The organism is Bradyrhizobium guangxiense, assembly GCF_004114915.1.
Taxonomy (GTDB): domain Bacteria; phylum Pseudomonadota; class Alphaproteobacteria; order Rhizobiales; family Xanthobacteraceae; genus Bradyrhizobium; species Bradyrhizobium guangxiense.
This window is the reverse complement of sequence record NZ_CP022219.1, coordinates 910,861-934,553: the sequence shown is the minus strand read 5'-3', so window position 1 is coordinate 934,553 and position 23,693 is coordinate 910,861. Positions and strand designations below refer to the sequence as shown.

The 23,693-nt window shown below is 64.3% G+C and carries 22 protein-coding genes and 1 tRNA gene; 8 read left to right on the top strand and 15 right to left on the bottom strand.

The features are described 5' to 3' along the window. Positions 1-114 precede the first annotated feature (114 nt). The 4 genes from X268_RS04495 to fliI form a co-directional block, all read right to left on the bottom strand. Positions 115-1,167, bottom strand: a complete 1,053-nt coding sequence (locus tag X268_RS04495) for an anti-sigma factor (RefSeq protein WP_128923805.1) — start codon at positions 1,165-1,167, stop codon at positions 115-117. Between the two features lie 37 nt (positions 1,168-1,204). After that, entirely contained in the window at positions 1,205-1,750 is a 546-nt protein-coding gene (locus X268_RS04490; protein ID WP_128923804.1) for a sigma-70 family RNA polymerase sigma factor, read from the bottom strand. 183 nt (positions 1,751-1,933) lie between these two features. Continuing rightward, positions 1,934-2,353, bottom strand: a complete 420-nt coding sequence (gene fliJ / locus X268_RS04485) for a flagellar export protein FliJ (RefSeq protein WP_011084990.1) — start codon at positions 2,351-2,353, stop codon at positions 1,934-1,936. 121 nt (positions 2,354-2,474) lie between these two features. After that, positions 2,475-3,800 carry a flagellar protein export ATPase FliI gene (fliI, locus tag X268_RS04480; protein WP_128923803.1) on the bottom strand — a complete coding sequence of 442 codons (1,326 nt, stop codon included), beginning with the start codon at positions 3,798-3,800 and terminating at the stop codon, positions 2,475-2,477. Between the two features lie 432 nt (positions 3,801-4,232). Between fliI and ctrA the strand changes: the two genes are divergently transcribed. The 4 genes from ctrA to X268_RS04460 all read left to right on the top strand — a co-directional run bounded on the left by ctrA (position 4,233) and on the right by X268_RS04460 (position 7,067). Further along, positions 4,233-4,934 carry a response regulator transcription factor CtrA gene (gene ctrA, locus X268_RS04475; protein ID WP_016848562.1) on the top strand — a complete coding sequence of 234 codons (702 nt, stop codon included), beginning with the start codon at positions 4,233-4,235 and terminating at the stop codon, positions 4,932-4,934. A gap of 168 nt (positions 4,935-5,102) precedes the next feature. After that, positions 5,103-5,507 carry a DUF350 domain-containing protein gene (locus X268_RS04470; protein ID WP_128923802.1) on the top strand — a complete coding sequence of 135 codons (405 nt, stop codon included), beginning with the start codon at positions 5,103-5,105 and terminating at the stop codon, positions 5,505-5,507. 1 nt (position 5,508) lies between these two features. Then, positions 5,509-5,904, top strand: coding sequence for a hypothetical protein (locus X268_RS04465; RefSeq protein ID WP_128923801.1), 396 nt, complete (start codon positions 5,509-5,511; stop codon positions 5,902-5,904). A 2-nt stretch (positions 5,905-5,906) separates the two neighbouring features. After that, entirely contained in the window at positions 5,907-7,067 is a 1,161-nt protein-coding gene (locus X268_RS04460) for a glutathionylspermidine synthase family protein (RefSeq protein ID WP_128923800.1), read from the top strand. 56 nt (positions 7,068-7,123) lie between these two features. On the opposite strand, the gene X268_RS04455 is transcribed toward X268_RS04460, so the two are convergent. From X268_RS04455 to chpT, 7 genes are all read right to left on the bottom strand, one after another. Beyond that, positions 7,124-7,519, bottom strand: a complete 396-nt coding sequence (locus tag X268_RS04455) for a hypothetical protein (RefSeq protein ID WP_245477776.1) — start codon at positions 7,517-7,519, stop codon at positions 7,124-7,126. A gap of 338 nt (positions 7,520-7,857) precedes the next feature. Then, on the bottom strand, positions 7,858-8,730 hold the full coding sequence (locus tag X268_RS04450) for a CheR family methyltransferase (protein ID WP_128923798.1): 873 nt from the start codon (positions 8,728-8,730) through the stop codon (positions 7,858-7,860). Then, on the bottom strand, positions 8,727-9,917 hold the full coding sequence (locus X268_RS04445; protein ID WP_128923797.1) for a protein-glutamate methylesterase/protein-glutamine glutaminase: 1,191 nt from the start codon (positions 9,915-9,917) through the stop codon (positions 8,727-8,729). Before X268_RS04445 ends, X268_RS04450 begins: the two co-directional genes overlap by 4 nt. A gap of 74 nt (positions 9,918-9,991) precedes the next feature. Next, complete coding sequence (locus X268_RS04440; RefSeq protein WP_007600538.1) at positions 9,992-10,357, bottom strand: response regulator; 366 nt, start codon at positions 10,355-10,357, stop codon at positions 9,992-9,994. Between the two features lie 72 nt (positions 10,358-10,429). After that, positions 10,430-10,900, bottom strand: coding sequence for a chemotaxis protein CheW (locus X268_RS04435; protein WP_128923796.1), 471 nt, complete (start codon positions 10,898-10,900; stop codon positions 10,430-10,432). An 83-nt stretch (positions 10,901-10,983) separates the two neighbouring features. Then, a complete protein-coding gene (locus X268_RS04430; protein ID WP_128923795.1) occupies positions 10,984-13,779 on the bottom strand; it encodes a hybrid sensor histidine kinase/response regulator in 2,796 nt (931 codons plus the stop codon). Between the two features lie 196 nt (positions 13,780-13,975). Beyond that, positions 13,976-14,629 (bottom strand): histidine phosphotransferase ChpT, encoded by a 654-nt coding sequence (gene chpT / locus X268_RS04425; protein ID WP_164937522.1) that lies wholly within the window; start codon positions 14,627-14,629, stop codon positions 13,976-13,978. Positions 14,630-14,820: 191 nt separating this feature from the next. Here chpT and X268_RS04420 point away from each other — a divergent pair, with 191 nt between their 5' ends. Continuing rightward, entirely contained in the window at positions 14,821-15,645 is an 825-nt protein-coding gene (locus X268_RS04420; RefSeq protein ID WP_164937521.1) for a 3'(2'),5'-bisphosphate nucleotidase CysQ family protein, read from the top strand. On the opposite strand, the gene X268_RS04415 is transcribed toward X268_RS04420, so the two are convergent. Then, complete coding sequence (locus X268_RS04415; protein WP_128923792.1) at positions 15,639-16,124, bottom strand: YHS domain-containing (seleno)protein; 486 nt, start codon at positions 16,122-16,124, stop codon at positions 15,639-15,641. The genes X268_RS04420 and X268_RS04415 overlap by 7 nt on opposite strands. A gap of 139 nt (positions 16,125-16,263) precedes the next feature. On the opposite strand from X268_RS04415, the gene X268_RS04410 reads away from it, so the two are divergent. From X268_RS04410 to X268_RS04400, 3 genes are all read left to right on the top strand, one after another. Further along, on the top strand, positions 16,264-16,869 hold the full coding sequence (locus tag X268_RS04410; RefSeq protein ID WP_128923791.1) for a DUF1134 domain-containing protein: 606 nt from the start codon (positions 16,264-16,266) through the stop codon (positions 16,867-16,869). A gap of 120 nt (positions 16,870-16,989) precedes the next feature. Beyond that, complete coding sequence (locus tag X268_RS04405) at positions 16,990-18,282, top strand: coiled-coil domain-containing protein (protein ID WP_128923790.1); 1,293 nt, start codon at positions 16,990-16,992, stop codon at positions 18,280-18,282. Positions 18,283-18,442: 160 nt separating this feature from the next. After that, positions 18,443-18,517, top strand: a tRNA-Val gene (locus X268_RS04400). Between the two features lie 244 nt (positions 18,518-18,761). Here the strand turns inward: X268_RS04400 and X268_RS04395 are convergent. Genes X268_RS04395 through X268_RS04385 form a run of 3 tightly spaced genes read right to left on the bottom strand, consistent with a single transcriptional unit; the run spans position 18,762 to position 23,622 of the window. Next, positions 18,762-19,601: a universal stress protein gene (locus X268_RS04395; protein WP_128923789.1), complete on the bottom strand. Its 840-nt coding sequence runs from the start codon at positions 19,599-19,601 to the stop codon at positions 18,762-18,764. 56 nt (positions 19,602-19,657) lie between these two features. Beyond that, on the bottom strand, positions 19,658-20,047 hold the full coding sequence (locus X268_RS04390) for a response regulator (RefSeq protein WP_128923788.1): 390 nt from the start codon (positions 20,045-20,047) through the stop codon (positions 19,658-19,660). Further along, positions 20,044-23,622, bottom strand: coding sequence for a GAF domain-containing protein (locus X268_RS04385; RefSeq protein ID WP_245477775.1), 3,579 nt, complete (start codon positions 23,620-23,622; stop codon positions 20,044-20,046). Before X268_RS04385 ends, X268_RS04390 begins: the two co-directional genes overlap by 4 nt. Positions 23,623-23,693: the final 71 nt, after the last annotated feature.

Below are 23,693 nucleotides of genomic sequence, written 5' to 3'. Positions count from 1 at the left end.
CGGGGAAATGGACCGTGGCGACAGTTGATGGCTGTAGATTCGTAGCCCGCATGAGCGATGCGACAGGCGGGGATGGTTGTCCCGGATATCGCTTCGCTCATCCGGGCTACGGAATTACCTCTTCGCAGGCACCTGCGGCTCGGACGGCGGCACGGTCTCGATCAGCTTGCCGGAAAACACCGGGGCCGAGGTCGGCTGGCCGTTCGGCGAGCCGCCGGCCTGCTCGACGGTGACGGCGTAGGTTGCGCCGTTGACGACCTCGGCATCATACGAGGCGAGCAGCGGACGCGCGGTGAAATCGCCGGAGCCGATCACGCCGAGCGAGCGCGGGCGCGGCAGCTTGTCGGAGATCAGCCAGAGCTCGAAGCTTTTGCCGGGCTCAGGCGTCGCACCGACCTTGCGCACCGTGAAATTGCGCGTCGCGCCGTCGATGGTGAGGATGAAGGCGGGGCCGCCGGCCTGGCCCTGCAGCAATGCGACATATTGCGCAGACGCTGCGAGCGGCGCCGCCGGCGTCTTCACTTCGACCGTCTGAATGCGCGGGGCGGGACGCAAGACGCCCGGCAGCGCGTCGGGCAGGAAGATCTGGAGCGACAGCGTGACGAGCAGCGCGGCCGCAAGCGCGCCGGCGACGGACGCGATGGAGCGCCAGCGCTTCACGCGGCCCTCGAGACGAATCACGTTGCCGTCGTCGGCGGCCGGCGCCGGCGACGCGCGGACCACGGCCAGATCCGGCGCATGGACTTGCGGGATGAATTGCGGCGCGACGTCCGCGGGCGCGTCGAGCTCGGGACGCGAGATCTCCGGTGGCGCGGCTTCGTCAGGCGGTACGGCTGGCGACGGCGCGGCCTCCGTCGCCGGCTCCGCGGTCTCCAAAGCGGGCGGCTCCGGTGCTGGCGGCGGCGTTGCCTCAGCCAGCGCGGGCGGCTGCGGCGCCAGCGCCGTGCGCGCGATCTCGGACCTGATGTTCTCCCACACGATCGGACGCGGCTCGACCGAGCCGACCATCTGGTTCAGGCCGCCGAGCCGGAAGGACCAGGCCTGCACGATCGCGGCGAACGCCTCGTCCACCGCCATCATGGTCTCGACCTGCACGCGCTCGTCGGCATCGAGCGTACCGAGCGCATATTCCGCGGCGAGCGCGATATGGTCCTCCGTGTAAGCCATCACTTGCAGTCCAGAACCATCCTCACAGTCCGGGCATTCATAGTCCGAGGCACTCCCGGATATCCAACATGCTCCGCCGGAGCCACGTCTTCACCGTGTTGACGGGGGCGGCGAATTTCTCGGCCAATTGCTCGCGGCTCCAGCCGTTGTAATAGGCGAGGAGGACGAGCCGCTGACGGTCCGGCTCGAGCCGGCCGATGCATTCCAGCAGCCGCTTCAACTCTTCGGTCATCTCCCGGCGCGCCAGCGGGTCGGGACTGTCGGCCGCAACCTCCATCGCCTGGGGCTCTTCCTCGATGGAGACCTCCGACTTCTTGCGCACGATGTCGATCGCACGGTTGCGCGCAATCGAGGCCATCCACGTGATCGGCGACGACAGCGCCGGATTGAACTGGCCGGCGCCGTTCCAGATCTTGACGTAGGTCTCCTGAATGACCTCCTCTGCGAGATCCTGTCGACGCAAGATACGGAGCACGACGCCATAGAGTTTCGCGCGCGTGGCGGCGTAGAGGCGTTCGAACGCGGCCTGATCGCCCTTCGCCACCGCCTCGATCAACCCGACCAGCTCAGCTGGCGTCAGCATTCAGCCCCCCGACACGCAGGCTCAGGTGCATTCCGCGCAAGGCCTGACCCTGCGCCACCATAGCGCGTGGCAAAGCCGACCACCAAGAGGTGCGGCGCCACACTGTGGACAGCGCATACGAAAACCCGGACCTTGCGGGTCCGGGTTTTGCGGATTTTTCGGTGGTCTGGCTTGCCGGCGCCGTCAGGCGACCGCGCCGATGCGGGCGCGCATCAGGCCGATGCTGTCGAGGTCGGCCTGCTCGCGGGCGTTCTCTTCGGCGCGTTCGCGGGCCTGGTCGCGCTCGTCGAGCAGCTCGACCTTCTTCAGCTCCTCGAAGGCCTCGGCCAGCGCAGCCTTGGCTTCGTCGAGCTGGCCCTTGAGCTCGTCGGCCGAGCGGGTCAGGTTCTCGCGGCGCTGGATCGCGGCCTTGGCGTAGGTCGGATAGGCGAAGTGCGAGGGATCGTTGATCCCGGCGCGCTCCTGCTCGGTCTGGATCTCGCGTTCGAGATCGACCGACATCCGCTGGAAATCGGCGATCATGGTCTCGATCTGGGTGACCCGGCGGCGCTTCTCGTCGACCTGAAACTTCTTCAGGCGAATGAGGGTATCTCGTGACTTCATCGACTCGTACTCCCCAGAAGTCCCCCCGCTGCACGTGGGACGACACCGGTCACCCCACAGGCCCGACGGGGGCCAAGACCGGCTCTGCTACTCTGTGGGGTCGGATGATGACCTGACAAAGTTAGCGTTCCGTTTCCAAATTGCCGAGGATTTGCGCCAACTGGCGGTAGCCGTCCGCAAGTGATGCATTTTCGTCCTTGCGCTGGCGCAGGAAGGCCTCCAGCGGCTCGTGCAGGCGGATCGCCTCGTCGACCTCGGGGCTGGAGCCGGCCCGATAGGCGCCGAGACGGATCAATTCCTCCATGTCGGCATAGGTCGCCATCACCTGGCGCGCCCGCTGGATGACCGGCCAGAACTGGGGATCGGCCGATTTCGGCATGGTCCGGGAGACGGATTTGAGGATGTTGATCGCGGGGTAGCGGCCGCGCTCGGCGATCGAGCGCTGCATCACGATGTGGCCGTCCAGGATGCCGCGCACGGCGTCCGCAATCGGCTCGTTATGATCGTCGCCGTCGACCAGCACCGTGAAGATGGCGGTGATGGCGCCCTCCCCGAGGCCGGGGCCGGCCCGCTCCAGGAGCTTCGGCAGCTCGGTGAAGACGGTCGGCGTGTAACCCTTGGCCGTCGGCGGCTCGCCGGCGGACAGGCCGATCTCGCGCTGGGCCATGGCAAAGCGCGTCACCGAATCCATCAGACAGAGCACGTCCTGGCCCTCGTCGCGAAAATATTCGGCGACCGCGAGCGTCAGATACGCCGCCTGGCGGCGCATCAGCGCCGGCTCGTCGGAGGTCGCGACCACCACGACGGAGCGCGCCAGGCCCTCCTCGCCGAGATCGTCCTGCAGGAATTCCTGAACCTCGCGGCCGCGTTCGCCGATCAGCCCGATGACGCTGACCGCGGCATCGACGTTGCGCGCGAGCATCGACAGCAGCACCGATTTGCCGACGCCGGAGCCTGCGAAGATGCCCATGCGCTGGCCGCGGCAGCAGGTGAGGAACGTGTTCATCGCGCGCACGCCGAGATCGAGCGGGGCGCCGACACGCTTGCGCGAATGCGCCGGCGGCGGCGAATTGCGGAACGGCATCGGCGAGGCGCCCTGCGGCAGCGGTCCCTTGCCGTCGATCGGCTCGCCCAGCGCGTTGACGACGCGGCCGAGCCAGGCCGAGGACGGTCGCACCAGATTGGCAGCATTGGCGATGACGGCCTTGCAGCCGCGGCGCACGCCGTCGAGGCCGGCGAACGGCATCACGACAGCATTGTTGCCCGAGAAGCCGATCACCTCGCAAGGAATCGAACGGTTGGCGCCGGTCTCGATCACCAGCCGCGCGCCGACCGACATCGCATGGATCGGGCCTGCCACCTCGACCATCAGGCCGCGGACACCGACCACGCGGCCGTAGATGTTGACGCCGTCGATGTCGCCGATCTGTTCGGCCAAAGCCTTCATCGGCGAGCCTTCATTGAGGGACGCGCAATTGAGGGGTGCGCCTTGGCCATCCGGGACTTCACGGTGAAAACCTTAAGTTTCGCCATATTTCTGAACGGAGCTTAACTTCGTGTTTACCCGCATCATTAATCATTGCGTCACTGTCTTTGAGACTGAGCGTGACTCCCCTTCAGAAGAAGGCTGAGTCGCGGGAGTCGGTTAGGCCCGTCTCTTAAAGTGGAACTTGAACGGAGCTGGGTGACGAAAGCTGCTTCACACGCAAGACCTTAGGGCGATTCGACGAAAATTGCACCGGGGGGGACTTGCGTTCCAGAATCAGGATTTGTTAACCATCTGTTGTCAGGATCCGAATCAGTTGTTCAAAGGCGTTTTGTTGAGTGCCGCGAATGCGGCCGACCTGACGCCCAGGAGCGGCGACTATGGGGAACTGGCATGCGCGTTTTGCTGATTGAAGATGACAGCGCCGTCGCGCAGTCGATCGAGCTGATGTTGAAGTCGGAAAGCTTCAACGTCTACACGACCGATTTGGGGGAAGAAGGCGTCGATCTCGGTAAACTATACGATTACGACATTATTCTCCTCGACCTCAACCTGCCCGACATGTCCGGCTACGACGTGCTCAAGCAGCTCCGGGTCTCCAAGATCAAGACACCGATTCTGATCCTCTCCGGCCTCGCCGGCATCGAGGACAAGGTCAAGGGTCTCGGCGTCGGCGCCGACGACTACATGACCAAGCCCTTCCACAAGGACGAGCTGGTGGCCCGCATCCACGCGATCGTGCGCCGCTCCAAGGGCCATGCCCAGTCGGTCATCCAGACCGGCGACCTCGTCGTCAACCTCGACACCAAGACGGTGGAAGTCGGCGGCCAGCGCGTGCATCTGACCGGCAAGGAATATCAGATGCTGGAGCTGCTCTCCTTGCGCAAGGGCACGACCCTCACCAAGGAAATGTTCCTCAATCACCTCTATGGCGGCATGGACGAGCCCGAGCTGAAGATCATCGACGTCTTCATCTGCAAGCTCCGCAAGAAGCTGGCCAACGCCTCCGAAGGCCGCAACTTCATCGAGACCGTGTGGGGCCGCGGCTACGTGCTGCGCGAGCCGCACGAGGCAGACGAGCGCATCCCCGCCTGATCCCTCCTGGGTTTACGTCGCGAGCCCTTCGGGGCTTGCTCCTCCCAGCCTGGACCCCGCCGCAAATGGCGGGGTTTTCGTTTTTCTGGGGACGCTTCATCCGAAGCTTAACGTTTGAACCACTAGCCTTCCCCTGCCGACGAATGGTCGCTGCACGATGGGGGAACGATGATCCTGCAATCACTCGCCGGCCTGCCCGCCTTCCTGGTCTATTTCTGTACCGGGCTGATCGCGATCGTGGCCTATCTGCTGGTCTACACCCGCATCACCCCCCATAACGAGTTCCAGCTGATCCGCGACAACGAGCCGGCCGCGGCGATCGCGCTCGGCCTCAGCCTGCTCGGCTTCGTCGCACCGCTGGTCAGCGCCATCGCGCATTCGGCGAATGTGCTGGACTGCATGATCTGGGCGATCATCGCGCTGATCGTGCAGATCATCGTGCTGTTTCTGGTGCGGGTGCCGGTGCCGAACCTGTCGGCGCGGATCGCCGATGGCGAGCTTGCTCCGGCGATCTGGCTCGGGCTGTCCTCGCTCGCCGCAGGCCTCCTCAACGCCGCCAGCATGATCTACTGAGATGGCCGACAAACCGTCCAAGAAGGAGTTCGGCAAGCGCCGGCCACGCCTGCCAGAGCCATTGCCGCTGCCGGCCAAAGCGCCGGTGAAGCGCTCCGGCCATGTCGCGCTGCTGGTGATGGGCACAATCGCTGTCGGCACCACCGCCTACACGATGATGCCGCGGCAGACTTGCGAGCCCACGCCCGGCGCCGTGCCGGGACAGACGACCACGACCTGCACGAGCAGCAGCAGTTCGTCAGGCGGCAGCAGCTCGCGCTGGTCGTCGCGATCGAGCTTCTTCAGCGGCGATTCCTCGAGCCATTCCTCGTCGGGAACGTCGTCCGATTCCGGCCATAGCAGCGTGAGCCGCGGCGGCTTCGGCTCGTTCGGCCACGGCTTCTCGGGCGGTGGCTGACCATGCAGCGCATCACTTGCCTGGAGCGCGACGACTGGCGAGAGACAGCAGCGCAATGCGGCTTCGTCTTCCACACCATCGACGGCGAACGCTATTGGGACGAGCGCGCCTATTACGGCTTCACGCTCGACGAGATCGAGCGCGGCATCGAGACGCCGACCGGCGAGATCGACGCGATGTGCCTCGAGCTTGCCGGCCGCGTCATCGGCGACGAGCGGCAGCTGCGACGACTGAAGATTCCGGAGGCGTTCTGGAGCTTGATCGGCGAGAGCTGGGCGCGCCGCGACCGCAGCCTCTACGGCCGGCTCGATCTGAGCTACGATGGTAGATCGCCGGCAAAACTACTCGAATACAATGCGGATACACCGACCTCGATCTTCGAGACCGCCGTATTTCAATGGTCCTGGCTCGAGCAGGCGATCGAACGCCGCATCGTCCCTGTTCGCGCCGATCAGTTCAACTCCATCCACGAGCGGCTGATCGCGGCGTGGATGGAAATTGCAGCAGGCCAACAGGTCCATCTCACCGGCACCACCGATAACGCCGAGGATGCCGGCACGCTGGCTTATTTCGAGGACACCGCACGCCAGGCCGGGCTCTCGACCAGGCTGCTCGACATCGAGCAGGTGGGCTGGCGCGACGAGCCCGGCGGCTTCGTCGATCTCGACGAAAACGACATCGCGCTCGCCTTCAAGCTCTATCCCTGGGAATGGATGTTCCACGACGCTTTCGGCGCCAAGCTGAAGGACGCAGCCACGCGCTGGATCGAGCCGCCATGGAAGGCAGTGCTCTCCAACAAGGGCATTTTGCCGCTGCTCTGGGAGATGTTTCCGAACCATCCCAATCTGCTGCCCTCATTCTTCGAGGACGATCCGCGCGCTGCGGAGCTCGGCACGTCCTATGTGCGAAAGCCGCTGTTGTCGCGCGAAGGCGCCAATGTCACGATCGTGTCCGGCGGCATGCCGCTCGACGAACAGACGGGGCCTTATGGGGCCGAAGGCTTCGTGCGGCAGGCGCTGGCGCCGCTACCGAATTTTTCGGGCTTCTATCCGGTGATTGGAAGCTGGCTGGTGAACCACCAACCCTGCGGCCTCTCGATCCGCGAGGACGAGAGCCCGATCACGGGCAACCACTCGCGGTTTCTGCCGCACGCGATCTTGTGAGACGCGCTCGCGCCCCGTCGGTGAAGGCGCGCGAGCGCGAATGTTATCGCGTCGGATCAGGGCGTCTTGACGATGAATCGTCCATCGTACAGGAAGGCGCCCTTGAAGCCACTTTGCGCACTTTCGAAACCGCCGGTGCCCGTCGCGTTGGCGTACATCCCGGTGCCAGACAGGATCGTATATTCGCCCTTCGCCTTGCCGTCCTTGATCGCACCGGTGTAGCGCGCCGTGATCGAGGAGCCATCGTCGAAGGTGTAGGTGCTGTAGCCGAACATCGGCCCCGAGCCTTTGAGCAAATCGCTGGAGTTGACGAAATCCTTCACGGCAATGCGACCATCCTTGAAGATGGCGACGCCAAACATCTTGCCGGACATGACCGTCTGCCCTTCGACATTCGCAACCTCGGTGACCTTCACGTCCACCGGCTTGGTGACGAGCTTGAATTCGAGCACTTGCTCGCCGGCGCGAGCAGTGGCCGGCAACGAAACCGCAATCAATAAAAAGTACGAGGCACAAGACATTCGCATGGTATGCCCTCCTCAAATTCGTTCATGATGGAATGGAATCCCGCACGGTTGGGGCGGGACCATCGGCAATATAGCACAACCTTTAGATGCCCATCAGGGTCGCAACCATGTTGCATCGCGGCGCAAACTCTGTTGCGCGGTAGCCGGGTAGTTCGCGAGCGTTCGAACGCGCGTTCAGCGTCGCGCACAACGACTGAAGGTATCTCGTCAGATATTGCCGATCATGCGCAAGGACGGCGCTCCTCCGAGCGCCGTTCGGCCACTCACCTCGTCGCGGCGAGCTTCAGCGGCTGCGGCATCAGCCCGCCCATCGGGCGGCCGGAGCGCGCGGGGTTGAGCTGGTAGAGGCCGCGGCGCTCAGTGATGGGACGGAACGCGTCGGTAATGCCGACGACGGATTCGGCGGCCCCCAGCAGCAACGTGCCGTCCGCCTCCATCCCCTTCGCCATGCGCTCGAAGATCACCGCCTTGGTGTCCTGGTCGAAATAGATCAGCACGTTGCGGCAGAAGATCACGTCGAAGGTGCCGAGATGGGAGAAGTCCTGCAACAGATTGAGCTGGCGGAACTGCACCATGGCGCGAATGTCGGCATTGAGCTGCCAGAGCTCGCCGGTTTGCGTGAAGTATTTCATCAGGTGCTGGATCGGCAGGCCGCGCTGCACCTCGAACTGGCTGTAGACGCCGGCTTTCGATTTTTCCAGCACCTCCTGCGACAGATCGGTGGCGACGATCTCGATCCGCCAGCCGGCGAGCGCCGCACCCATCTCCTTCACGCACATCGCGATCGAATAGGGCTCCTGCCCCGTCGACGAGGCCGCCGACCAGATGCGAAGAGACTTGCGCGACGCGCGCGCCTGAATCAATCCCGGCAGGATGGTGTCGCGCAGATGATCGAACGGAATCTTGTCGCGGTAGAAGAAGGTCTCGTTGGTGGTCATCGCTTCGACCACGTCGGTCGCAAGCCGCCCGTCGCCGTTCCTGATCTTCAGCACGAGATCGGGAATGCCGGGAAGGTTGGCCTTGCGGGCGAGCGGCAGGAGCCGGCTCTCGACCAGATATTGCTTGTCGGGTGACAGATCGAGGCCCGAGCGCTCTTTCAGGAATTTGCGTAGATAGTCGTAGTCGACGGGCGTCACGAGCGGTCCCCCGAGAACAGGCGGTTGACCTTGGCGCCGATCTGGTTGAGCGGCAGGATCGCCGCGCAGATGCCGGCATTGGCCGCCGCGCCCGGCATGCCCCAGACCACGCTGGAGGCTTCGTCCTGCGCAATGACGCTGCCGCCGGCGGCAACGATATCCTTGCCGCCGCGCATGCCGTCCGAACCCATGCCCGTCAGGATCACGGAGAGAATGCCGCCGTGCCAGATGTCGATGGCGGACGTGAAGAGCGGATCGACCGCGGGCTTGCAGAAATTGACGGCGGGGCCGTCGTCAAGCGCGATGACGGTGTCGGCGCCGCTGCGCGCCACGCGCATGTGCTTGCCGCCGGGTGCGAGATAGATCCGTCCCGGCTTCACCGGCTCGCCGTCGACCGCCTCGGCTGCCGGCCGGCGGCTCGAACGCGCCAGGTGCTCGGCAAGGATGGTCGTGAAGGTCGGCGGCATGTGTTGGGTGATCAGCACCGGGAAGCGGTCGATCACCGGGCCGAGCTCGGTGACGAGCGCCATCAGCGCCTGCGGGCCACCGGTCGAGGAGCCGATCAGCAGCACCTTGGGTGCCTGATTGGAGAACGGGCGCGTCGCCAGCGATCCCGGCGAAGGGGCCTGCACCACGGGTGCGGCGGGCCGCGCGACGGGAACGGGGCCGCGCGAGGCCGGCGCCGGGCTCGCCGGCGCCAGCGGCGGACTGGCAACAGTGGACTTGCGCCGCAACCGCGCGCCGAGATGGCGGATCTTCTGGATCAGGTCGTGATGGAAGATGTCCGCGGCCGACGCCTCACGCGTCGATTCCGGCTTCGGAATGTAATCGGCCGCGCCGAGCGAGAGCGCCTTGAAGCTGATCTCCGCGTTGCGGCGGGTCAGCGTCGAGGCCATGATGATGACGAGATCACGCTTCTTCGCGAGCAGCTGCGGCAACGCCGAGATGCCGTCGAGCTCGGGCATTTCGATGTCGAGCACGGCGACGTCAGGGTTGATGCGTTCGAGCTGGTTGACCGCCTCGAGCCCAGTGCGCAGCGAGGCTGCGACCTCCATGTCGTGTTCGGCACCGACCCAGCGCGAAATCAGACCGCGGATGACGACGGAGTCATCGACGATCATCACGCGCAGCGGCCCGGCTTCGCGCGACGGGCCTGTGGTCGAATTCCCTGCGAACGCAACACTCATTACTCACCAACTCAGACTGAAAGGGTACGTTGAAAACGGGCGCCGAAGAATTCGTTCGTCCTTCGGCCGATCGCTCAGATAAGGCCGACTTCCTGGAATTTTGCCGTCACGATGTCCTTGTCGAACGGCTTCATGATGTATTCGTTGGCGCCGGCATGCAGCGCACGCGCGATATGCGCGACGTCGTTCTCGGTGGTGCAGAACACCACCTTGGGCTGGTCGCCGCCGGGCATCCGCCTGAGATGGCCGAGGAACTCGTAGCCGTCCATCACGGGCATATTCCAGTCAAGCAGCACCGCATCGGGCAAGCCGCGCTTGCAGGCTTCCAGAGCCTTCTCACCGTCCTCGGCTTCGAGAATCTGGAAGTCGAGGCCCTCCAGGATCCGGCGCGCAACCTTGCGGATGACACTGGAATCATCAACGACGAGACAAGTTCGCATGTGAACCTCTGCTTCCTCCCCCTTTGCGGGGGACACTTCCAATGCAAGTCCGTCGGCGGCAGAGCCGCCGTATCAGGCTGCCATCATCTCGGGCGCGAGCTCGAGGACACGGTCGACGTCGAGGACGACCATGAGCTGTCCGTCGAGGCGGTGGACGCCGCCGGCGAGCTTGGCCATGCGGGGGTCGAGGTTGACGGGGTTTTCTTCCTTGCCGTCCTCGGGCAGGCGCAGCACCTCGCCGATCTGGTCGATGAGCAGGCCATAGGATTCGCCGCGCAGATCGACGCCGACCGCCATCGCGGTCTTGCCGTCCTCAGGCTGGGGCAGGCCGAGCCGGGCGCGCATGTCGACCACGGTGACGATGCGGCCGCGCAGGTTCAGCACGCCGGCGATCTCGCGCGAGGCCAGCGGCACGCGGGTGACGCGCTCGGGCATGAACACGTCCTGGACGCGCGAGATCGGCAGGCCGAACAGCTGGCCGCCGATCATCGCGGTGACGTATTCGACCATGGCGCCTTCGCTGGACTGGGTCTTGCTGGTCATCGATCTGGCTCCTGATCCCGAACGCTCTTCTGTTTGAGCATGATCTTCTCGGAAAACCGCTTCACACTTTTCCGGATCATGCTCTACGCCGCCGCCCGGCTCAGCTCGGAGGCGCCGGCGGCGCCCGCGGTCTGCTCCTTCAGCGCCGCAATCAGACCGGGACGGTCGAACTTGGCGACATAGTCGTGGAAGCCGGCCTGACGGCCGCGCTCGATCGCCGCCGGCGACACCAGCGCGGACAGGCCGATGATCGGCGTCGCGGCGAGGTTGTTGTCGGCGCGGATAACTTCCGCGAACTCGAACCCGTTCATGTCGGGCATCTCGATGTCGGTCAGGATCACGTCGAAGCTCTGGGCCCGCAGCGCCGCCAAGCCCTCCTGCGCGGTCGGCGCGGTGCGGACGCGGTAGCCGGCGGCCTTGAGCACGGGCGCCAGCATGTTGCGGAAGAACGCAGAGTCGTCGACCAGCAGCACCGACTGCGAGTGCAGCGACGGCTTCATCTCCTTGCGGGTGAACCAGTCGGAGAACGCCATCGGCAGGAAGTGGCCGACGTCGATCACCTCGGTGGCCTGGCCCTTGATCACGGCCGAGCCGAGAATGCCGGAGGAGGAGCCGCCGACCTCGATGTTGAGCCGTTCCTCGACGATGTCGATGATCTCGTCGACCACGAGGCCCATGGAGCGGCCGTCGTCGGCGAACACCAGGATCGGCTGGGCGCCCTGGCTCGCGATGGTGACGCCTTCCATGGCCACCAGCGGCATCAGCTGCTCGCGGTACTGCACCATGTAGCGGCCGTTACTGAACTCGATCTTGTCGGCGGGCAGCTCTTCCAGGCGCGTGACGAGCCCGAGCGGGACCGCCTTGGGCTGGGACGAGCCGGCGCGGAACACCAAGAGCGAGGTGGTCTGCTCGCCCGAGCCGATGTGGTGGGCGCCGTTCTCGTCGCCCATGTCGTGGGCCGAGGAGCCGGCGGCGCCGAGCGCCTTGGCAATGCCGTTGGGGTCGATGATCATGATGACCGCGCCATCGCCCAGAATGGTGTTGCCGGAGAACATGTCGATGTGCCGCAGTTTGGTCGACATCGGCTTCACCACGATCTCTTCGGTATGGAAGACGCCATCCACCACGATGCCAAAGGTCTGGCTGCCGACCTGGGTGACCACGATGAAGCCGTTCTCGGGATCGCTGGCGGCGCCGTCGTCGATCTTGAGCAGCTTCTTCAGATGGATCAGCGGCAAGAGCTTGTTGCGCAGGCGCAGCACCGCGGTGTCCTTGATGCGCTCGATGCGGTGCTCGGAGTTGGCGCGGGCCCGCACCAGCTCGACCACCGAGAGCTGCGGGATCGCAAAACGGTCGCCGGCGGCCTCGACGATCAGGGCCGAGACGATGGCGAGCGTCAGCGGGATCTTGATGGTGACGGAGCTTCCTTCACCGGCCACGCTCTTGATGTCGATGGTGCCGCCGATCTGGTCGATATTGGTGCGCACCACGTCCATGCCGACGCCGCGGCCGGAGACCGAGGTGATGGCAGCCGCAGTCGAGAAGCCCGGCGCGAAGATGAACTTGTGGATCTGGGCTTCGCTCATCTTCTCCAGCTCGGCCTCGGTGACGAGACCGCTGGAGAGCGCCTTGGCCTTGATCTTCTCGGTGTTGAGGCCTCTGCCGTTGTCGGCGATGCAGATGATGATGTGGCCGCCCTCGTGATAGGCGGACAGGCGGATGGTGCCCTGCTCGCCCTTGCCGCTGGCCAGGCGCTCGGCGGGGGTCTCCAGGCCGTGATCGGCGGAGTTGCGCACCATGTGGGTGAGCGGGTCCTTGATCAGGTCGAGCACCTGGCGGTCGAGCTCGGTGTCGGCGCCGTGCATCTCCAGCTCGATCTGCTTGCCCAGTTCGCTCGAGAGGTCGCGGACGATGCGGGGCAGCTTCTGCCAGGCATTGCCGATCGGCTGCATGCGCGTCTTCATGACGCCTTCCTGCAGCTCGGCAGTGACGTTGGACAGGCGCTGCAACGGCACCTTGAACTCGGTGTCCTCGTTGCGGCGGGAGATCTCCAAGAGCTGGTTGCGGGTCAGCACCAGCTCGGAGACCATGGTCATCAGGTGCTCCAGCGTATCCACGTTGACGCGGATCGACTGGTTGGCGATGCGGTCGCCCTCGCTGGCGCCCTCGTCGGCCATCGACTTCTTCGGCGCGGCCTTCTCCTTGGCGGCGGGCTTTGCGGCTTCCTTTGCGGGAGCCTCTGCGGCCGGCGCGGGCTCGGCCTTCACTTCAGCCTTGGCAACCGGCGCAGGCACCGGCGCTTCGATCGCGGTCTCGCGGAAGGCGCGCTCGAGCTCGTCGAGCGAGACCTCGCCCGGACGCAAGGGGCGCTCCAGCGTCTGCTCGATCAGCGAGCCCGTGGTCATCTCCTTGGCGGGTGCGGGCGCAGCGGCCGGTGCTTCCGGCGCCAGCGGCGGGGCGTCAGCGACAGGAGCAGCAGCGCTGCCGGCCGCCATTGCCGCCATGCCCTGCTCGACCATCGCCTCCAGCTTGTCGATGAGGTCGCGGTCGTTGCCTTCGGGCTCGGCCTCGGTCGCCTCGAGCCCGGCCAGGATCTCCTTGATGCGGTCGATCGAGGACAGGATCACCGTCACCGCCTGCCCGGTCACCGGCATGCCGTCACGGAATTTGCCCATCAAGGTCTCGCCGGCATGGGCCAGCGCCTCAAGCCGGGGCAGGCCGAGGAAGCCGCACGTGCCCTTGATGGTGTGAACCAGGCGGAAGATGTTATCCAGGATCTTGGCGTTGTTCGGCTCCTGCTCGAACTTCACCAATTGATTGTCCACGGTGTCCAGGCTCTCGCTGGTCTCCGTCAAAAACTCCCGCAACAGATCATCCATGAAAACAGGCCTTCATACAGGAAGGGCGCGCACGAGGTGTGATGCGCCATCTCGGAATGGGGCCAGCTTCACCGCAAAGCGTTTAATATTGGTTGAGTATGTGCAAAAGAACGGAACCAACAAAGAGATAAGGCGCTCCGGACAAGCCGAAGCGCCTCGTAAAGATTCGCTTAAGAAGCCGTGCGCGACGCGCTGTTCACGAAGCGGTAACGATGATGGCCTCGCCTTCCGGCGCGAGCGTCACGGTGAGCCCGCAGGCCTGCGCCAGCAGCCGCGTATAGTAAGGCTGGATCGCGTGCGCGTCCGCGGCTGGTCCGCGCTCGCCGCTCAGCAGCTCGGAGATGTTCTGCGGCAGGCGTGCGTTATGGCCGGTCGCGGTGATGCGGAAGCTCATCGTCTCGCCCTCGCCGATCGGGTCGATCGTCAGCATGCCGCCGCGCGGGATCGTGTGCTGGGCGACGACCAGCATGTTGAGCAGCAGCTTGACCCGATTCTTCGGCATGAGGAGCCGCGGCAGATTCCAGGTGATCGAGCACTTGCCGTCCTCGATGTGCCCGCGCGCCATGGTCTGGGCATCGCCGAGATCGATCTGCGCGCCGGAGGAGCCGGCCGCGCCGAAGGCGAGACGGCAGAACTGGAGCCGGGCGGAAGCGGTCTTGGCGCTCTTGCGGATCAGGTCGAGCGCGAACTCGCGGTCTTCGGGCTTGGGATCGTCGTCGAGCACTTCGAGCCCGTTGACGATGGCGCCGACAGGGCTGATGAGATCGTGGCAGACCCGCGAGCACAGCAGCGCGGCGAGTTCGAGCATATCGGGAGCAGTAGCGGTCGCGGGCGACGAGGCGTCAGACATATAAAGGGGTCCTGGAGGGTTCCTGGAATTGCACGGCGCGGGCCGCCGCGAATCACGCATGCTTGACGGATGCTGCGGGTTCTAACATTCGCCAGCCCGCGGCAGCTAGCTTGCGATCACGCCCCGGCGGTCATAAAGCCACGGACGAATCAGTCGAGAAGGAACGAATTGCCGATGATTGAGGCATCCAGGTGAAGCGGATCATCGACGGCGCGGCCGCATCCGGGCTGATGGAGCCATTGACGGCGCTGGTGGTGAAGGCAGGCGAGGCGATCCTTGCCGTCAACCGCGCGGCGATGCGGGTCGACGGCAAGCAGGACGGCTCGCCGGTAACCGAGGCCGACCTCGCCGCCGACCGCATCATCGCCGACGGCCTGGCGCAGCTCGCAGGCGACATCCCGACGCTCTCGGAAGAGCGGACCCAGCTCGCCTCGCCGCCGTTTCAGGGCAGCTTCTTCCTGATCGATCCGCTCGACGGCACCAAGGAGTTCGTCGCCGGCCGCGACGAGTTCACCGTCAACCTCGCCCTCGTGACATCGGGCGTGCCGCTGCTGGGCATCGTCAGCGCGCCCGCGCTCGGCCTGCTCTGGCGCGGCGTCGTCGGCCACGGCGCCGAGCGCGTGAGGCTCGACGGCGCCGGCATCGGCGCGGCGGAGCCGATCCAAACCCGCAAGCTGCCGGCCCGGGGTGAGCCCTGGATCGCGGCAGTGAGCCGCTCGCATGGCGACCCCAAGAGCGAGGCCTTTATCGACGGCCGGCCCAATGCGGTGAGAAAGAGCTGCGGCTCCGCCGTGAAATTCGGCCGGATCGCCGAGGGCAGCGCCGACATCTACCCCCGCTTCGGACCCACCTGTGAATGGGACGTCGGAGCCGGTTCTGCGGTCGTGACGGCGGCCGGCGGCAGGGGGACCGACGGCCAGGGCGGCGAGCTGCGCTTCGGCGAGCGGCATGATCGCGGCTTCATCATCCCGGACTTCATCGCCTGGGGCGACCCGCAGGCGGTAGGTTGCTACTGACCGAGCTGTTCCAGGAGGGCCGGCCAGCGCTTGCCCACTTCATGAAGGAACCGCTCGGGGTCGGCGGCGAAGGCATCGCGATTGGCTTCCCGGCTGAACAGGTAAAGCCGCTGCGCGACGATCGCGAAGAAGTGGGGATTGCCGGCAATGGTGACGCCGCGAGCGATATCGGCGGGGTCGTAGCCGCCGAATTGCGGTCCATAGATCTCGGGATGGGCCAGGAAGGAGGCGCGGTTGCCCTCGTTGCGGAAGCGCCAGACCGCGCCCCAGAGGTTGGCCTCGAACTCTGCCGTCCCCTGCTCGGCCCGGCCATCGACGAAATAGGCGACGGGGTCGAAGCCTTCGATGGCAACGCCGCTGAAGCGGTTGACGACGATGCGCTCGGTGGTGGCCGCCTCGGCCGGTCCCCGCGAGCCGACGATCCATATGCCCGACAGCAGGCAGAGGAGGAGCCCGATCAAGGCAATTCCGGGGCGCAAAGGGCTATCTTCCTGCCGTTGTACCGTCATAGTTGCTGCGGATAACATCCGAGTCGAGGGGACATCCGGCGCAACCTAGGGCCGCGCCTGTTGGCGCCAGGTTAAGGAAGCGGCCGGATTCGGTACTAGGGGTTCTTTTATGACTTTCGCATCACGCCTTGCTGCGCTCGCGCTTGCCGCGATGGTGGGCTGGATCGTGCCGGCCTCCGCCCAGCAGGCGCCGCCGCCCAATCTGCCGCCGCCGCAGCGAACCCCGACGCCCAACACCTACGGGCCGGACGAGCTCGTCACCGCGGGCCACCGCTTCTTCGGCAACGTCTCGCGCGGGCTCGCCTCGATCATCGAGAAGGCGGTCAGCCAATGGGGCCTGCCGAACGGCTACATCCTCGGTGAGGAAGGTTCCGGCGCCTTCGTCGCCGGCCTGCGCTATGGCGAAGGCACGCTCTACACCAAGAACGCCGGCGACCTGCGCGTCTACTGGCAGGGCCCCTCGCTCGGCTTCGACTGGGGCGGCGACGGCGCGCGCACCATGACGCTGGTCTACAACCTGCCCGCCACCAACGCGATCTACCAGCGCTTCGCCGGCCTCGACGGCTCGGCCTACATCATCGGCGGCTTCGGCATGACGGCGCTCACTGCCAACAACATCGTGCTGGTGCCGATCCGCTCCGGGCTCGGCCTGCGGCTGGGCGCCAATATCGGCTATCTCAAATACACCCCGCGGGCGACCTGGAACCCATTCTAGAGTCCCCTCCTCCCATCCGCTGACGGATCAAGGTTAACGACAGGCCGGGGCTGGCTTTTTGCCGGCCCGCCATGGCATGGTCGTTAGTGAATTTTTCCTTAAGCTTGGGAGTTCTGGCCCATGGTCGAACCGATCATGTACCTGGCGATCGGTTTCCTGCTTTCGATGCTGTGCGGGCTCGCCATCGTGCCGCTGGTGCATAATCGCGCCGTGCGCCTGACCACGCGCCGGTTAGAGGCCGCAACGCCGCTGTCGATGGCAGAGATCCAGGCCGACAAGGACCAGCTCCGCGCCGAATTCGCCATGTCGGCGCGGCGGCTCGAGATGAGCGTCGAGCAGCTCAAGAGCAAGACCACGAGCCAGCTCGCCGAGCTCGGCAAGAAGAGCGACGCCATCAACCGCATGAAGATCGAGTTAGGGGAGAAGAACGCCACGATCTTCGCCCTCGAGGCGCGCGAGAAGGCGGTGAAGGAGCAGCTCCGCGCCACCGAGGAAGAATTCAACGCCAAGACCGAAGCCTTGCGCGCGGCCGAGAATGCGCTGACCGACAAGCAGAACGAGCTCGCCAAGATCAACTCCGAACTGTCCGACCGCTCGATGATGGCCGAGAGCCGCCAGGTCGAGTTGATCGCGGTGCGCGCGCAGATCGAAGAGCTGAAGAACCGCGTCGGCGACGCCGAGAAGGAGTTTGCCGCCACCCAAGCGCGGCTTGCGCAGGAGCGCCTGGAATCGGAGACAGCCTCGCGTGAGCTCGGCGATGCCCGCGGCCGGGTCGAGAATCTGAGCCAGCGCGTCACCGAGCTCGATCGTCAGTTGATGGTGCAGGTCAAGGAAGCCGAGATGTTGTCGGCCCGCGTCGCCGACCTCGAGGGCCGGCTCGCCACGCAAGGCAAGCTGCTCGCCGAGCGCGACTATGAGAACAACCAGCTCCGTCAGGCCAATGAAGGGGCCGAGCGCACCATCAAGGAGCTGCGCGTCGAGATCGCGGGCCTCAGCGGCGGCAAATCGTCGGCCGCGATGGAGCAGTTGCGCGCGGAGAAGTCCGCGCTGGAGGAGCAGCTCCGCACCGCCCGCGACGAACGGGCAAAACTGCAGCGCGATATCAACGCGATCCAGCAGCAGGCCGAGAGCTCCTGGGCGACCGAGCGCATGGAGAATGCGCTGCTGCGTGAGCGCATCAACGACATCGCCGCGGAAGTCGCCAAGCTCGCGATGCAGCTCGAAGGCCCGAACTCGCCGATCGAGGCGCTGCTCGCGGCCGAGGTCGGCCAGCCGCCGAAGCCGGCGCCGCGCCCGGCCAACGACGCCGCGACCAATGGCACGCCGAACCTGCCCGAAGGCGGTGGAACGCTGGCCGAGCGCATCCGGGCGCTGCAGGCCCACGCCTCCCGCGCCCGCCAGCAGGGCGCGTAAGGGCCCCGAAATCGCCTCTCCGCCGCAAATGGCGTGACCGAGGCAAGGTTTTCGAGCTCCCCGGCGCCTGGAAACTTGACACCTCAAGCCTGCACTTCTAAATCGCGGGCTCCAATGCGTCGGCCGGCCGGACAGGTCCGGCCGTCTGCATGATGGTCCCGGGCGCATAGCTCAGCGGGAGAGCGTTCCCTTCACACGGGAGAGGTCCAAGGTTCGATCCCTTGTGCGCCCACCACGCTTCGTCAGAAGGCTTCGCGTGGCGCAGCCACGCCTAATGATGGCGAAGCGTGTCCGGCGTAGCTCGAAGAGCGTAGACGGACTGGGGCGTCTTGCTCCCGCTCTGTCAAAACCTCGAAAACAACCCCATGCACAGTAGACGGCACCAGTCGGATCAATGGGTTACGGCTGTCCGATTCTTGGTTTGCCGCGTCAGGCAAACCAGGTGCCGGATGGGATGACCTCGGGAGAGGCGAGCGGCTCTAATGAGCCATCAGGACAGGCAGATCCGCATGCTCCAGGATATAGCTGGTCGCCCCGCCGAATATCATTTGCCGCAACCGGGTGCGGGTGAAGGCTCCCTTGATCAAGAGGTCGCAGCCTTCAGCTCTACCGGCATCGAGGACTGCCTCACCGGTGTCGCGATCCTCCAGTTCAACCCTTCTCACCTGCGCTGGAATGTCATTGTACCGCAATTGCTGAACGATCTGATCGGCAGACGGTCCTGGTACGGCTTTGCCGCCAACCACGGTTAGGACCGATACCCTTTCGGCCAGACGAAGCAACGGCATGGCAAATGCGTTGGCCCGAGCTTGCTCCGTACTACCGTTCCAGTGGATCATAATGTTGGTTGCGACGCTTCTTGGCGCATACGATGGCACAAGTAGAACGGCCCTGCCGCTCTCGAACAGCGCAGACTCAATCGCGCGGCGGTGAGGGCCCGCAGCATCAATGTCCGACCGTGCCATCACGATCAGATCGAAAGCGCGCCCATAACTTCCGACAAAATCTTCGCCCTCAGGCGCGGTCTCCAGCCAGCCGAAACATGGCCGACCCGATCCAGCAGTGGATCGAGGAACATCGTGCTTCAGCATGAATGCTTCGAAAAAGTCGCGCATGTCGTTCAATTCGGCTTCGCTCTTCACTTCATACGAATCCATGAGAATGCCGGTGGCCAATTCCGCAGCTAGATATTGAGGGATACCGAACCGGAGCGGGAATCCTTCGATATAGGCGCCGGTACGTTGCGCGAGGCGTACGGCGACATCGAGCGTGGATGTCATCATCGGAATATTTTGAAGCGGGACCAAGAGCGTCTTCATTTTTGACCTCCGGTGTTTGCAGCGAACATTGACGCAGGATGCGACAATGATTGCAGTCACGCGACCTGCTCAAGCCTCGCATCGATCTGCTGACGCAGCGCCGCGAAGTCAATTGGCTTGGTCAACAGGTCGGCTGCCCCGTTCGCCAGCGCCTTGCGCTTGGTCTCGGCGTCACCATAGGCCGTGATCATGATGACCGGTACATCGGGGCGGGCCGAGCGCACGATAGGCAGCATCTCCAGGCCGCTCATGCCGGGCATGTTGATGTCGGACAGGATCAAAATCAGAGTTGCATCCTCTATCTCGGCCGCGCGCTGCAACGCCAACGGTGCCGACGGGACAAATTCCATGAGAAAACGACCGGCGCGCAGATCGCGCCGAAACTGCTGGCGGAATAGCGCTTCGACATCGGGCTCGTCGTCGACCACCAATATGAAGACGCTCAACTTCTGCCTCCGGTCTGCGATGGCGCCGCCAGCGTACGCGGCAGCCTAATGATGAACTCCGTATAATCGCCAGGCTCGGTATCGACCTCGATGCTGCCGCCGTGCTGTTTCACGATGATGTCGTGGCAGATGGAAAGGCCAAGGCCGGTTCCTTCGCCTGCGGGCTTGGTTGTGAAGAATGGGTTGAATATTTTCTTTCTCACGTCGGCCGGGATGCCGGCGCCGTTGTCGCGAATCCGGATCTCGACGGCGCCGCCGAGGTTTGTGGTCGTGGCGCGCAGCCTTGGCTCGAAGCCGTCGCCGGCGGCGTCCTTTTGTTTGCAAGCCGCGTAGAAGCCATTCGACACGAGATTGAGGAACACCCGCGTGATCTCCTGAGGATACAGATCGAGCGCACCCGCAGACGGATCGAGATTCCTCTCAAGCGTGATATCGAAGCCCGCTTTCTCGGCGCGCGCTCCGTGATAAGCAAGGTTGAGGCTTTCCTCGAGGATGGCATTGATATCCGCCGCGCGACGTTCGCCGGACCCTTCACGAGAGTGCAGAAGCATATTCTTGACAATAGAATCGGCGCGCGTTCCGTGCTGCACGATCTTTTCCAAATTGCCCTGTAGCAGGTGTATCAGCGCATCGATGTCCAGCCTTGCTGCCTCAACGAGCCCGGCTGAGCGCAGCGCGTCGCCGAGTTCATCGATGAGTTCGGAGGAAAGCGCAGCAAAATTATTGACGAAATTCAGCGGGTTCTTGATCTCATGTGCAATGCCGGCGGTGAGCTGTCCGAGCGAGGCAAGCTTCTCGGTCTGAATCAGCCGATCCTGCGCATTTCGCAATTCCTCGAGGGATTGCGACAATTCCATGGTGCGCTCACGCAGCTCGTTCAGCAGGCGTGCATTCTCGATTGCGATCACGCCCTGGTGCGCGAAATTGGACACCAGCTCGATCTGCTTGTCAGTGAAGGATCTAACCTCCTGGCGAAAGATGGTGATGGTGCCAATCAGCTCATCTTCCTTGAGCATGGGGACGATGACCAGGGTCCGTGCGCCGGCAAGGTCGGCAAGCGCGCGAACGTTCGGGTTGCCTTCGACGTAGGGCGGCTCGGTCCTGATATCGTCGATATGAACGGTCTGATGAGTTTTCTCGACGGTGCCTAGTCCGCTTGCCGGATGTGGGCGAATGCTCTGGTACAGCCGGGTATCAACATAAGCCTGTGGCGCGTTGTGCAAGGCAACCGTACGAAAGCCGCCGTCCTCGTAGAGATTCATCGTGCCGAAGCCGGCGCCGCAAATTCGCGTCGCGTTCTCCAGCATCTTGTCGAAGACCGGAGTCAGCGTGCCCGATGAAGCGCTTATGATTTCCAGCACTTCCGACGTTGCCGTTTGCCGCTCCAACGATTCATTCAACTGTTCGAACAGACGCACGTTGCCGATGGCGATGACAGCTTGATCTGCGAAAGTCTGAAGCAGGGTGATCTGCTTCTCGCCAAATGGACGAACCTCCGTGCGACGAAGCACGATCGCACCCATGCTTTCCCCATCGCGCAACAGCGGCACGCTCAGAACGGTCCGAACGTTCGAGCGAAGCGCATATTCACGCCCGGTCGGGAACTCCTCGCCTTCGGGCCCGAGCAGGTCGTGCACATGAACGGTGCGGCCGTCGATGATCGCCCTGCCGGTGGGCGATTTGACACTGATCGCCCGCCGGCTCCAGACCACGGGAACTTGTCCGTGGTGCGCCTGGATGACGAGGTCGTCGCCGTCCCTCAGAACGACCAGCGCATCATATGCCTCGCAAAGCCCGCATGCGCTTTCTACGATCGCCTTGAGCACCGGACCGACCTCGGTCGGCGAGGACGCGATAACCCGCAAGATATTGGCGCTGCCGGTCTGGTACGTCAGCGCCTCGGACAGATCCCGCGTTCTGGTCTGCAATTGTTCGAACAGTCGTACATTCTCGATAGCGATCACGGCCTGGTCGGCAAAGGTAGCGACCAGCTCGATCTGCTTTTCCGTGAAGGGCTGCACGCGCTTGCGGGCGATTACGATCGCGCCGATCGGCTCACTCTCGCGCAGGAGGGGAACGCCGAGCGCCGTGCGCTGACCAGCCAAGGTAACGGACTCGCGCAGGCCGTATTCGGGATCGGCCGCGACATCGAGGATCTGCACCGGACGGCGCTCGAGCACGGCCCGACCTGTGACCGTGCTCTGTCCGGGGGCAATGGGATGCCCCCGCAGAAACTCGATGTAGTCCTCGGAAAACCCCACCGCTGCTCCGGCCTGATATTCATCGCCTTCGCGGCGCATGATGAATGCCATCTCCGCTTCGCACAGCCGTGCCGCCGAATCGACCAGCGTGTTGAGCACGGTCTGCAGATCGAAGGTCGAGCGGCTGATCACCTTCAGCACGTCGGCGGTCGCGGTTTGCTGCTGGAGCGATTCGGCGAGATCGCGCGTTTTCGCTTGGACCTCATCGAACAGCCGGACATTCTCAATCGCGATCACGGCCTGATCGGCGAAAGTGGAGACCAGGTCGATCTGCTTGTCCGTGAACGAGTTTACGGCCTTGCGGCCCAGGAACAGCACGCCGATCGTTTCTCCGGATCGAAGCAAAGGTACGCCCAGGAGGGTCCGGTAACCGCCGGCCCGCTGTTGCTCGGGATAAGCGTATTCGGGATCGACAAGAACATCCTGGATCTGGACAGCCTTGCCGGACAGCAGGACGCGCCCAACGACGCTGCCACGTCCAGCATTGAGTCGAATGCCCGCGGAGACCTTGGCCCACTCGGGCGAGAAATTGTACCGAGTTGCATGATAGTAGGCGCCGTCAGTGCCCTGCCGGACGATTGCCGCCATATCAGCGCCACAGAGCCACGCCGCCGATTCCGTGAGCGTGTCGAGAACCGTTTGTAGATCAAACGCGGAACGGCTGATGACCTTCAGCACATCGGCGGTCGCCGTCTGCTGCTGAAGCGATTCTCGCAAGTCGTCAGTGCGCGCCTGCACCTCATCGAACAGCCGCGCGTTCTCGATAGCGATCACGGCCTGATCGGCGAAGGTCTGCAGAAGTTGCACATGATGCGGAGCGAAGGCACCCGGCTCGACCCGCGTTACGCTGATCATGCCGATCACCACCCCGCCGGTCGCGAGCGGAACGAACAACATGCTGCGAAAACCGCGGGCGCGCGCGATGAATTTGATGTCGTTTGTCAGCGCTTCGGTGTCGGGAGTCGGCACCACTTTACCGGCCTGTGTCCTTTCAAAACTCTCGAAATCGGCAATCGGGCGCGGAAACATCTTCTGCAAAGCTCGATCGGCGGCAGAATTCGTCGGCGTGAAGGCCGCCAGATGGGCGTTGCCGTCGATGAAGCGGAATACGGTCGTCGAAAAGCCGCCAAGCAGAGCATTGGCGCGCCTCGCGATCGCATCGAATACCGGCTTCACCTCCGATGGCGAGCTGGCAATGATCTTGAGGATGTCCGCGGTGGCGGTCTCGCGATCTTGTGCGGCGCGCAATTCGGCCAGGAGCCGCGCGTTCTCTTGCTGCAAGTCCGCCACAACGTCCTGAGGAGGCGCGGCCATGATGAAAATCCAGGTCGTCAGCCGGTTCGCGGCCGACGTCAAAATTCAATCAAGAATGCGTCCGGAATTAT

Bases quoted from the DNA above. Each gene is read 5' to 3' on its own strand.
- X268_RS04495 (WP_128923805.1), bottom strand. From the start codon at position 1,167: ATGGCTTACACGGAGGACCATATCGCGCTCGCCGCGGAATATGCGCTC.
- X268_RS04490 (WP_128923804.1), bottom strand. From the start codon at position 1,750: ATGCTGACGCCAGCTGAGCTGGTCGGGTTGATCGAGGCGGTGGCGAAG.
- fliJ (WP_011084990.1), bottom strand. From the start codon at position 2,353: ATGAAGTCACGAGATACCCTCATTCGCCTGAAGAAGTTTCAGGTCGAC.
- fliI (WP_128923803.1), bottom strand. From the start codon at position 3,800: ATGAAGGCTTTGGCCGAACAGATCGGCGACATCGACGGCGTCAACATC.
- ctrA (WP_016848562.1), top strand. From the start codon at position 4,233: ATGCGCGTTTTGCTGATTGAAGATGACAGCGCCGTCGCGCAGTCGATC.
- X268_RS04470 (WP_128923802.1), top strand. From the start codon at position 5,103: ATGATCCTGCAATCACTCGCCGGCCTGCCCGCCTTCCTGGTCTATTTC.
- X268_RS04465 (WP_128923801.1), top strand. From the start codon at position 5,509: ATGGCCGACAAACCGTCCAAGAAGGAGTTCGGCAAGCGCCGGCCACGC.
- X268_RS04460 (WP_128923800.1), top strand. From the start codon at position 5,907: ATGCAGCGCATCACTTGCCTGGAGCGCGACGACTGGCGAGAGACAGCA.
- X268_RS04445 (WP_128923797.1), bottom strand. From the start codon at position 9,917: ATGAGTGTTGCGTTCGCAGGGAATTCGACCACAGGCCCGTCGCGCGAA.
- X268_RS04440 (WP_007600538.1), bottom strand. From the start codon at position 10,357: ATGCGAACTTGTCTCGTCGTTGATGATTCCAGTGTCATCCGCAAGGTT.
- X268_RS04435 (WP_128923796.1), bottom strand. From the start codon at position 10,900: ATGACCAGCAAGACCCAGTCCAGCGAAGGCGCCATGGTCGAATACGTC.
- X268_RS04430 (WP_128923795.1), bottom strand. From the start codon at position 13,779: ATGGATGATCTGTTGCGGGAGTTTTTGACGGAGACCAGCGAGAGCCTG.
- chpT (WP_164937522.1), bottom strand. From the start codon at position 14,629: ATGTCTGACGCCTCGTCGCCCGCGACCGCTACTGCTCCCGATATGCTC.
- X268_RS04410 (WP_128923791.1), top strand. From the start codon at position 16,264: ATGACTTTCGCATCACGCCTTGCTGCGCTCGCGCTTGCCGCGATGGTG.
- X268_RS04405 (WP_128923790.1), top strand. From the start codon at position 16,990: ATGGTCGAACCGATCATGTACCTGGCGATCGGTTTCCTGCTTTCGATG.
- X268_RS04395 (WP_128923789.1), bottom strand. From the start codon at position 19,601: ATGAAGACGCTCTTGGTCCCGCTTCAAAATATTCCGATGATGACATCC.
- X268_RS04385 (WP_245477775.1), bottom strand. From the start codon at position 23,622: ATGGCCGCGCCTCCTCAGGACGTTGTGGCGGACTTGCAGCAAGAGAAC.